The 11,236-nt window shown below is 59.6% G+C and carries 7 protein-coding genes; 3 read left to right on the forward strand and 4 right to left on the reverse strand.

Translation table 11 applies throughout. The features are described from left to right. Nucleotides 1-548: 548 nt before the first annotated feature. On the reverse strand, nucleotides 549-1,574 hold the full coding sequence (locus tag ACYVI2_RS10670; protein WP_415820018.1) for a class 1 fructose-bisphosphatase: 1,026 nt from the start codon (nucleotides 1,572-1,574) through the stop codon (nucleotides 549-551). A 112-nt stretch (nucleotides 1,575-1,686) separates the two neighbouring features. Next, nucleotides 1,687-4,398 (reverse strand): aminopeptidase N, encoded by a 2,712-nt coding sequence (gene pepN / locus ACYVI2_RS10675; RefSeq protein WP_415820017.1) that lies wholly within the window; start codon nucleotides 4,396-4,398, stop codon nucleotides 1,687-1,689. Between the two features lie 198 nt (nucleotides 4,399-4,596). Between pepN and ACYVI2_RS10680 the strand changes: the two genes are divergently transcribed. Further along, nucleotides 4,597-5,232: a DUF4136 domain-containing protein gene (locus tag ACYVI2_RS10680; protein WP_415820016.1), complete on the forward strand. Its 636-nt coding sequence runs from the start codon at nucleotides 4,597-4,599 to the stop codon at nucleotides 5,230-5,232. Nucleotides 5,233-5,410: 178 nt separating this feature from the next. Here ACYVI2_RS10680 and ACYVI2_RS10685 read toward each other — a convergent pair whose 3' ends face one another. Further along, on the reverse strand, nucleotides 5,411-5,779 hold the full coding sequence (locus ACYVI2_RS10685) for an H-NS histone family protein (RefSeq protein WP_415820015.1): 369 nt from the start codon (nucleotides 5,777-5,779) through the stop codon (nucleotides 5,411-5,413). A gap of 147 nt (nucleotides 5,780-5,926) precedes the next feature. Here ACYVI2_RS10685 and ACYVI2_RS10690 point away from each other — a divergent pair, with 147 nt between their 5' ends. After that, entirely contained in the window at nucleotides 5,927-6,745 is an 819-nt protein-coding gene (locus ACYVI2_RS10690) for a carbon-nitrogen hydrolase family protein (RefSeq protein ID WP_415820014.1), read from the forward strand. 12 nt (nucleotides 6,746-6,757) lie between these two features. Next, nucleotides 6,758-8,218, forward strand: coding sequence for a metalloprotease TldD (tldD, locus tag ACYVI2_RS10695; protein WP_415820013.1), 1,461 nt, complete (start codon nucleotides 6,758-6,760; stop codon nucleotides 8,216-8,218). Between the two features lie 47 nt (nucleotides 8,219-8,265). On the opposite strand, the gene ACYVI2_RS10700 is transcribed toward tldD, so the two are convergent. Continuing rightward, the gene (locus tag ACYVI2_RS10700; RefSeq protein WP_415820012.1) at nucleotides 8,266-11,103 is read right to left on the reverse strand and encodes an autotransporter domain-containing protein; all 2,838 of its coding nucleotides are present in this window, start codon (nucleotides 11,101-11,103) and stop codon (nucleotides 8,266-8,268) included. Nucleotides 11,104-11,236 lie beyond the last annotated feature (133 nt).

The following is an 11,236-nucleotide window of genomic DNA, read 5'->3' on the forward strand; positions in this document are numbered from 1 at the left end:
ACTCTTTAAAAAGTCCTATCCTCGTGTCCAAAATAACTGGACCAGGACAACCAGGGGCCTCGGCCCGCTTCGCGGGCTAAATCGCGGCTCAACGGCCCGGTGTGGCTTCCAGGCGCCCGACAGGGACTCACAGTGAAGCATGCCGCGGATGCTGGCTGGTAGAGGTCCGCATGCTGTCGCGATGGATGGCACACCACAGCCGTTCGATTAGTGATGATGCTCATCACGCTAAACACCGGTGACCGCAGATCATCCGTAAAGTGCAGACAACGCTAGCCTGGGACTGCCATGTAAAGGCTGCGCCGGCCCGTTGAGTCCGCCGAGCCATCCTTGTCAGGCGGGGGGCAGTCGGCTGGGCATGTCTGAGCGCAGCGCAGCGGAGCGAGTTTGCCCAGCCGCCCCGCCTGGCGAGGATGGCGAAGGGCAGTCTGGTCGCGCAGGCGACCAGACCGGACGATAGGGCCGGCGCAGCCTTTACATGGCAGCCCCAGGCGTTTCAAGAACTCCTACGTCGAAGATTCTTCACATCCACGACGCCAAAGACTTCTTCACGCCTGCGCAGACCCCTCAGCGTGATACCGCCCCACACGCTCGACTTCATTCTTCGACCCGAGCACCACACTAACCCGCTGGTGCAGTTTCTCCGGCTGAATATCGAGAATCCGCTGCTTGCCGTCAATCGACGCGCCACCCGCTTGTTCGACAATCCAGCTCATCGGATTAGCCTCGTACATCAAGCGCAGTTTGCCCGCCTTGCCCGGCTCTCGTGCATCCCAGGGATACATAAAGATCCCGCCACGCGTCAGAATGCGATGCACATCCGCCACCATCGAGGCGATCCAACGCATGTTGAAGTCCTTGCCCAGAGGCCCCGTTTTACCGGCCAGGCATTCGTCGATATAGCGTTTGACCGGGGGTGCCCAGTGACGCATGTTCGACATATTGATCGCGAATTCCTTGGTGTCCTCGGGAATCCGGATGTTCTCATGCGTCAACACCCACGAACCCATCTCGCGATCCAACGTAAAGCCGACGACACCATTGCCGATCGTCAGCACCAACATCGTCTGCGGCCCATACACCGCATAGCCAGCGACAACTTGTTGTTTGCCCGGTTGCAGGAAATCCTGTTCGCAGACTTCGTCCGTGCCGGCCACCCGATGCGGTGCGCGCAAGACCGAGAAAATCGTGCCGATCGAGACGTTGACGTCGATGTTCGACGAGCCATCCAGGGGATCGAACAACAACAGATATTCGCCCTTGGGATAGCGGTTCGGAATCAGGTGGATGGTTTCCATTTCCTCGGACGCCATGGCCGCCAGATGGCCGCCCCATTCGTTGGCTTCCAACAGGATTTCATTGGACAGCACATCGAGTTTTTTCTGGACTTCGCCTTGGACGTTCTCGGATTCCAGAGCGCCCAGCACGCCACCTAGCGCGCCTTTGCTGACGGCATGGCTGATGGCCTTGCAGGCACGGGCCACGACTTCGATAAGCAGCCGGACTTCCGGCGCCAGGGCCTGGGCAGAGCGCTGCTGCTCGACCAGGTATTGGGTAAGGGTTTTGCGTTTCAAGAGGGGTCTCCGTAATCAACGTAAAACAGGTGAGCCGCACAAGCTGCCCGCGAATAAGCAGGCAGGGGGCAAGACCGAGGGCGGGGATGTTTGCGCCCTCGGTGACGTGGTGTTAAGCCGCAAACTCCAAGGCTTTCGATACGATCTCCAGCACATTGCGTGACAAACCCGGATGGTTGCGCACGCGCTGCAGCGCCGCTTGCATGGGGGCGCGTAATTCAGGCACGAAGCGTGCCCAGTTATCCAGCGCACGCGTCAGGCGGGCGGCGATTTCGGGGTTCAGGGCGTCGAGCGCCAGGACTTGTTCGGCCCAATAGTCGTAGCCAGCGCCATCGGCCCGATGCAGGCCGCGCGCATTGTTCAGGCAGAACTGAAAAACCAGCGCACGGGCGCGATTGGGGTTGCGCAGCGTAAACGCCGGATGAGCCATCAGCGCGCGCACGCTATCGACACTGCTGCTCAACGCGGTGGCCTGCAGCATGAACCATTTGTCGATAACCAGCGGATCGTCTTTCCAGCGCGCATAGAACGTGTCCAGCGCTTGCGCCGCGATATCGCCAGGGGCGTAGTTCACGAGGGCGCCGAGCGCGGCCAGGCTGTCGGTCATATTGCCCGCCTGACCGAATTGCGACTGGGCCAGCGCCTGTGCGCCCTCGATGCCGGCAGCCATCAAATGGCCGAGCGCCTGGTTTTTCAGGGCGCGCTGACCGGCGGGGCCTGGCGCAGGGCTATAGGCCCCAGAGGTCTGGTTGGCGTCGAAGGCCTCGCGCCATTGCGCAGCTAATTGCCGTCCCAATTCGACCCGCAGAAAATCCCGCGCGGCTGCCAGGGCAGGCGGGTCGATGGCTTCCTGGCGCTCTGCCAGGGTCTTTTCCGAGGGCAAGGCTAAAGCACGCGCACGATATCCTGCATCCAGCGCCGGATCGGTGAGCAAGGCCCGCCACGCGTCGATAAACCCGGCGTTGACCTGCAGCGGCGCACCTGCCTGATGTTGGGCCGCCAGGGCCAAAATCTGGCGAGTCGCCAGTTCCTGGCCGGCTTCCCATCGGGCAAACGGGTCGCGGTCGTGAGCAGAGAGCAGCGCCAGTTCTTCATCCGTCCAGTCGTATTCCACGATGACGGGCGCCGAAAAACCGCGCAGCAATGACGGGATCGGTTTAGCGGGGACGTTCTCGAATACCCATTGCTGACGGGACTCGGTCAGCTCCAGCAGCGCCGTGTCTTGTGGCTGCGAGGCGCCGTCGAGGTGCAGGGGTAGAGCGCGACCCTCAGGGTCGAGCAGTCCCAGAGCAAAGGGGATATGGAAAGCCGCTTTGACATAGTCGCCGCCCGCGCGTTTTTCCACGCCGACCGGCGGGCAGCTTTGGTTCAGCGTCACGGTGCAGCGTTGTCCGGCGGCATCGTAGTCCAGTGTCACGGCGACGCGGGGCGTACCCGCCTGGCGATACCAGTGGCGAAATACGGACAGGTCGCGGCCGGGATTCAAGCGGGTATAGACTGATTCCATGGCGGCGACAAAATCGTCGCACGTGACCGCCTGGCCATCATGGCGGCGGAAATACTCGTCGATCCCGGCACGGAAACCCTCTGCGCCCAACAGCGTATGCTGCATGCGGATGACCTCGGCGCCTTTTTCGTACACTGTCGCGGTGTAGAAATTGCCGATTTCCTGGTAGCTTTCCGGGCGGATCGGGTGGGCCATGGGGCCCGCGTCTTCGGGGAACTGCGCCGCACGCAGCGTCACGACATCGTCGATGCGCTTGACGGCACGGGCGCTGGCCGTAGCTGCCGCGTCCAATCCGCGGGCCATCATATCGGCGGTGAATTCCTGGTCGCGGAAAACCGTCAGGCCCTCTTTCAGACTGAGCTGGAACCAGTCGCGGCACGTGACGCGGTTGCCCGTCCAGTTATGGAAATATTCATGGCCAATGACTGCCTCAATGCCCTCGTAATTGGCATCTGTCGCCGTGTGCGGGTCGGCCAGCACATAAGCAGCGTTGAAGATATTCAGGCCCTTGTTTTCCATGGCGCCCATGTTGAAGTCGCGCACGGCGACCACCATGAAGCGGTCCAGATCCAGTTCCAGTCCGAATCGGGTTTCGTCCCATTGCAGCGCCCGTACGAGGGACTCCAGCGCCCACTCGGTGCGATCCTCGGAGCCCGGATCGCTATAGACCTGCAGCAGGACAGGGCGCCCGGACGAGGTCTTGACGGTAGTTTCCCGGTGCGTGAGCTGGCCAGCCACCAGGGCAAATAGATAGCAGGGTTTGGGAAAGGGGTCTTCCCATTGGGCTTCTTGGCGGCCATCGGGCAGGGTGCGCGTGGACAGCAAGTTGCCGTTGGACAGCAGCACCGGATACGCATCGCCGGCCCGCAGGGTCACCTGATAGCGCGACATGACATCGGGCCGGTCAGCAAACCACGTAATACGGCGAAAGCCCTCGGCTTCACATTGTGTAAAGAAATTGCCGCCCGAGACATACAGACCCATCAGGGTAGAGTTGGCGCTGGGCTGGCAACGGCTGACGATCTCGACGGTCGCCTGGGCGGGCAGACTGGACAATACCAACGCCGCATCATCCAGCGTGTAGTGCTCGGCCGGCCAGGGTTTGCCGTCGACGTGCAGTGATACCAGCTCAAGTTCGGTGCCATCCAGGACCAGCGGTGCATTGGCCGCAGCGTCGGCCTTGCGCTCGACGCGCAGCGTGCTATGTACCAGTGTGGCTTCGGGATCCAGGTCGAACGCCAACGCCACTGTCGGGATGGCATAGGGATAGGGCTGATAATCTTTGCGATATACGGTTACAGGCGTTTCGGTGCGCATGCCTAGATCGGATCAGAATAGGTAATGCCCTATTGTAGTAGTACCCCGGCGGGCATTCGTTGGATAGAAATATCCAGTTGAAAAACTTTTACTCGCCAGCGATGTCAAAGTTTGCCCAGGTATGATGAGTTTCGTGTGCCCACGGACACGCTGGACGGATCCCACGCCCGGCCCTGGGGCCTCATTAGGAGACCCGCGATGTTTGAATCCCGCAAATGGCTAGGCCTGTGCCGTCTGGCGGGCGTGGCCGCCATGTTGACAGCGACCATTCTGGTGACGGGATGCGCCACCCCGACGGTACAGGCCAGAGTGACTTCGTTCCAGCGCTGGCCTGCTGATGTGGTGGGGGCGACCTATCGGTTTGTCGATGCCACGCCCGGCCAAGCGAATAATCTTGAATATCAGGCATACCAGGATGCGATGCGTGCCAGTATCGGACCGACCGGTCTAGTCGAAGCGCAACCGGACGCGTCAGCCCGATTTAATGTGTCATTCAAATATGGCACCGAGCAAACCCAGGTCATGACTCGCCAGCCCTACGATCCTTATTTCTATGGTGGATTCGGCGGGTTTTATGGCTCGCCAATGTGGGGGGCAGGCTATTGGGGACCTACCTGGGTAGACGTGCCCACGGTGGCCTACCGTAATCGTTTGACGGTTGAAATCTACGATAACGCGCGTAAGGGCGCGGAGGTCTACCGTTCGTCGGCTTATATTTTGAGCGGCCGGGAGGACCTCGTGCGCACCATGCCCTATTTAACGCGGGCGATATTCGATAATTTTCCCGGCAATAATGGGTCAGAGCGCGAAGTCGAATATCCCATTAATCGTTAACTGTTTTCCATTAACAGCAATAATCAGGCGGGGCCGAGCAGAGAATAATCCAGATGTAAATATGTCGGACTATGTCGCCGGGTGCATCGCACAAGCCGATTTATTCGAAATTTTAGGGACAGATTAAAGCGATTGGCTCGACTATTACTGCCCCAGGGGAGGCCCCGGGGGCAGTAATTTATTCGGTAATGAGAAAGGTTTCGCGGCTGTTGCCGGCGGCTTCTTCGGCAGCGAGCCAGCGAGGGGCTTTGCCACGGCCACTCCATGTTTCACCGGTCTGCGGGTGGCGATATTTAGGCGCGACCTGGCGTTTGGCCGCGGCGGGTGCGGCCGCCTTGCGGCTGCTGGTGGCACGGGATGCTTTAGCAGTGCCATTGAATGCAGCGGCAACTTCTTCCGGAGTGATATTGTATTCACGCATGGAAGAGACGATCGAGGCGATCACCGGTTTGCGGCGTTTCGTTTGCAGTGCTTCAGCTTTTTTCTGCAACTTGCTGATTTCTTTTTCTATTTTGGCTTGCAAGGTAGCGTAAGTTTCACGAGGCATGATTTAGTCCGGGCGATTAATCTGACAGATTTGAATAGGGATATTGTGCCGAATATTGTTTTGATGCGGCTATATCACCAATAATACCTAAAATAACCCACGAATGGATAGATGAGTCAAGCTCATCACATTAAAAGTAGGTAATGAATGAGTAATTCCAAATTGAATTCGATATCAGTGGCTGCTATTCAGATGGTTTCCAGTCCGGATGTGCTAGATAATTTGCACCAAGCCGGTGAGTTAATCCAAAAGGCAGCTGATTCGGGGGCAAAGCTGGTGTCATTGCCCGAGTATTTTTGTTTTATGGGGACCGCCGATCTACAGAAACTCGAGATCAAGGAGCAACCCGGCTCCGGGCCGATTCAAGACTTTCTGGCTGAGCAGGCGGCCAAACACCAGATCTGGTTAGCGGGCGGAACCTTGCCCCTGGCTTGTCCCGATGCGGGGCGCGTGTTCAATACCACGTTTGTTTACGGGCCGGACGGGCAATCTGCTGCCCGATACGACAAAATTCATTTATTTAATTTTCAGCGCGGTACTGAGGCGTATGACGAATCGATCGCCATTCGCCCCGGAGATGCGGTGCAAACTGTGCAAACCCCGTGGGCGCGTGTAGGGTTGTCGATATGCTATGACCTGCGATTTCCCGAGCTTTATCGGGCGTTGGGGCCGGTGGACTTGATTTTGGTGCCTGCCGCCTTCACCTACACTACAGGGAAAGCCCATTGGGAATTATTGTTGCGTGCACGCGCCGTCGAGAACCAATGCTATGTGCTGGCAGCCGCCCAGGGTGGGCATCACGTCAATGGCCGGCGCACGTGGGGGCATTCCATGCTGATTGACCCGTGGGGCGAGATTATTGACGTGTTACCCGAGGGGCCAGGCGTGGTCAGCGGTACCATAGAGCCTGAGCGCCTGACGCAAGTGCGCGCTTCGTTGCCTGCGTTGCGCCACCGAGTCCTGTAAAACAGAGATTTTATGAACCTGATCGATCCCGATATCCAATCGTTGGCTACGGCCAAGTCATTATTGCTGGACCCCTGGGGCTTGACTGAGTCCGACATGGCGCGCGCGCTAGGGGAAATTTTCACCCACAAGGTCGATTACGCCGACTTGTATTTTCAATATACCCGCAGCGAAGGCTGGAGCCTCGAAGAAGGTATCGTCAAAACCGGCAGTTTTTCGATCGGGCAGGGCGTGGGCGTGCGCGCCATCAGTGGCGAGAAAACCGCTTTTGCCTATTCCGATTCCCTGTCGCCCGATGCCTTGTTATCGTCGGCCCGCACCGTGCGCGGCATTGCCCGCCGTGGCGCCGGCAAAGTCAAAGTGGCAGCGCAGGTTCCGCCGCTGGCGGGCCGCAGCCTGTATGCAGACCTGGACCCGCTGACGACGCTGAGCGCGCCGGACAAGGTGGCATTGCTGGAACGCATCGAGCGGATGGCGCGTGCGCGGGATCCGCATGTCATCCAGGTCATGGCTGGCCTGGGGGCGGAATATGACGTGATTCTGGTAGCGGGCAGCGATGGCCGTTTGGCCGCTGACGTGCGTCCGCTAGTGCGTTTGTCTGTGACGGTGATTGCCGAGCGTAATGGCCGTCGCGAGATGGGGCACGCCGGCGGCGGTGGCCGCACGGGGTTGGCCTATTTCTCGGACGACATCTTGCAAGGTTACGTCGAGCGCGCTGTGCACGAGGCTCTGGTCAACCTGGAAGCGCGTCCTGCTCCCGCCGGCGAAATGACGGTGGTGCTGGGCTCGGGCTGGCCGGGTATTTTGCTGCACGAGGCCGTTGGCCATGGCCTGGAAGGCGACTTCAATCGCAAGGGTTCCAGCGTGTTTTCGGGCCGCATTGGCGAGCGTGTCGCGTCCAAGGGCGTGACCGTGATTGACGATGGTACGTTGCCGGATCGCCGTGGCTCGCTGAATATTGACGACGAAGGCAACGCCACGCAACGCAATGTGCTTATCGAAGACGGCATTTTGCGTGGCTATATGCAGGACACCCTGAACGCCCGGCTGATGAAAACGTCCGCGACGGGCAATGGCCGCCGCGAATCGTTTGCGCACTTGCCGATGCCGCGTATGACGAACACCTATATGCTGGCTGGTCAAACTCCGCCCGAGGAAATCATTGCTTCCGTGAAACACGGCCTCTATGCCGCGAACTTCGGCGGCGGGCAGGTCGACATCACGAACGGCAAATTCGTGTTCTCGGCCTCCGAGGCTTACATGATCGAGAACGGCAAGATCACCTACCCGGTCAAGGGTGCGACGTTGATCGGTAACGGGCCCGACGCGATGAATCAGGTCAGCCTGATCGGTAATGATCTGCAGTTGGATTCCGGGGTCGGCACGTGCGGCAAAGATGGCCAGAGTGTGCCAGTCGGCGTCGGAATGCCCACGGTGCGCATGGATGGCCTCACGGTGGGCGGCACGGCCTGATAGGCTTGAGAGGTCAGACGCGGCGGTGGACGCCGCGTCATGACCGATCAAAAGCGCCAACTGGCTTGCAGCGACAGGCTCTGGTTACCGTAGCGTTTACCGAATTCACCTAGATAGGCAAGCGCGACAGCGGTGTTTTGCGTGTGTTGCCAGGTGAGTGCGGCTTGCATGAGCAAGGTGTCGCGAGCCAGGGGCACGCCGGCGGCGGTAAACGAGGCATCCTCCTGGAAACTCAGGCGCGTGCTCGGCGTACGCGAGCCCAGGGTGTGGAGCCAGCCGGCTCTGCCCTCCAGGCGTAGTTCGCTGTGTTCAGAGAACGTCCAGCGTTTATCGGCACGCAGTCCGAGTGTGGTGAATCCGACATTCATATGCGAGGAGTCGCCGTCGAGCCCCGCAGCGCCGGATTCGTTGAACGCGTTGGTATGCACGTAGGTATAGGCCAGCCCGACAAAGGGTTCCAGCGTCAGGGAGTCGAGTTGTTGTGGCAGGCCGGCTTCCACATATGCCTGGGCGGTGCGGCCGTTGTAGGTACTCTTGCTGCGTGGCAGGCCGTCGAGGGTTTCACGGCGGCTGTCGATATGGTGCAGGCTGTAAGAGGCACCGTAGCGCAAGGCCACGCGATCGAGATCGGTGTTGCCGTAGGCGGCCAGGGTGTAGTTGTCGATGCGGGCACTGTCGTCGCGACCGCGGGTGTCTGCGGATGAGGAGCCGAGTCCGAATGCCAAGCCCGCGCGAGAATGCTGACCGATGGTGGTGTCACCGCCGAAAAGCATGCCTTGATAGGTATTGTTCATACCGGCGGCATTACCGTCGCTGTCAAGATGCGAACGCATGGCCAGATAACGGCCCCAGATATCGACGCCCTCGGCAGCGGGCTGCGCCAGTCCGCGGTTGATCAACGCGGACTGCGTCAGACGGGATTGGGTGGCCAACGTGGAGAGCAATGAGGGATGGCTGTCACCGGTTAAACGAGACAACGAAGAACGAGCCCAATCCGCATCTTGCGCCATAATCAAGGTATCGAATACTGGGTTGCCGGCGCTCAGATGATCCACTGCATGTCCTACCGCGCGTTGGTTCGCGGTGTCTCCTACCGCGGCAAAACCACCGGCCTTTCGATCGATCGATAACACATAGCGATGGCTGTTAACCGAGGGGTTAGCCGCGATAAAGACATAATCTTTGGCGACGACTTTGCTGAAATCTCCCGTCAAGCCGCCATCGGCGTCTATCAGTGTGTACTGCTTGCCCACCATGACGGGTTTGATATCCGGCGTTTGCAGGGTTCCGCCCATCAGTTCGGCGCTGCCTTTGACATGCAGCTTGCTGTTTTCACCGTTTGCATCAACGGATGCCAGTAGCGTGGCCTGATCCGTTTGACGATAGTCGCCAGCGACGGTCAAGGTGGCCGCTGACCCGTCGATAGTGGTGGGCGATATTGCGCCTGCCGTCCAAGTCGTACCGATCGTGCCGCTACCGGCCAGGGTGCCTTGCGGCTCTACGTGGACGCTAGAGGTGGCAATGCTGCCGTCAATGTGCAATGTGCCACCGGCAATGGTGGTGTTGCCCGTGTACGTATTCGTGCCGGATAGTGCCAGCGTGCCTGCGCCGCGTTTTGTCAGGCCGCCGCTGCCGATGATGTCGCCTGACCACTCCGAGTTGTAGCCCTGGGTGTTGACGTCGAACACGGGGTTGAAGCCTTCGGCCCCGAATTCACGGGGCCCTTGTATGGCGCGCGCGATGTCCAGCATGCCGCGGCCATAGATCGCGCGGTCGGCGAGATGGCCCGAATGATTCGTGGTGGTCAGCAAGAGCTCGATGGTTTGCCGAGCGTCCAGATAGGGGAATCTGCCGCGCAAAACGGCGGCTGCGCCCGCAACGAGAGGCGATGCCATTGAGGTGCCTGACATGACGCCGTAGCCTGATGGAACGGTGGACAGGATGCCGTCATCGGCATTGTCTCCGTCACCGCCGGGTGCGGCCATACACCATTGCCATGCCACGCCGCAGCGGTTGCTGTAGCTGGCAATGCGATCCGCATTGTCAGTGGCGACGACGGCAATCAGCGTGCCCTTTAAGTGTGAGTAATCGACGTTGGCTAGCCTGGGGTCGTTGGGGGCTATGTAGTCATAGGTGTTGGGGTTATCGGGATCAAACAGCTCCGTGTCCTCTGACACCGAGATAAATCGATAAACCCCTGTGTCGTGATGCTCGGGCGATATGTAGGGCAATATGCCATTGCCGCTAGGATTGGCGCTGGCCAGGGGCTGTTCCCTATATTCGTTGCCAGCGGCAAAGACCATGACGACATCGGCGGCCGCTGCTGCTTGGATAGCCTCTGCCTCGGGTTGATCAAGCGGTAGGCCTTCGTCCTCGTTGAAGAGCAATATTTGATGAGGCAGTTCCTGGTATGTCGGGTTCAATACCCACTGGCCCGTTGGGCTCTGTATGAATTTCGGTGGCATGGCGTTTGGGCCATAGCTGCCGTTGACGACTTTTACCTGGTGGGCGGCGGCATAGTACAGCGCTTGCGCGGTGGCGCGGTCTGCCCCGTCATCATCATCGTCGTCATCGTCATCGTCATCGTCGTCATCACCGATGGCACGCAAGGCCAGGATTCGCGCACCGGGGGCGATTCCGTACATGGGGCCTGTTCCCCGACCCGCCGCGATAATGCCTGCCACGTGCGTACCGTGTCCGTCCGGATCTTCGACTGCGGCCGGGTCTGGGCCTACAAAATTCCGTGACTGCCCATCTATGCGGCCAGCAAAGGCGGGGTGCCGAATATCCAGGCCGGAATCGATGACGCCGACCAACACGTCCTGTCCTATATAGCCGAGATCTTGGACAACATCTGCATTGACGCGTGTCAGGTTCCAAGGCACTTGTGCGACCGAAGGGGCACAAAACAGTGCGCAATACAAAGCTGCCCATCCAGGGGTCAGCCTAAACACATAGGGGCGGGGCATTGATTGACTCACATGGTTACAGTGACGCGGACTGTACCTATCCCCCCGT

The sequence above is a fragment of the Bordetella tumbae genome (genome assembly GCF_054780995.1).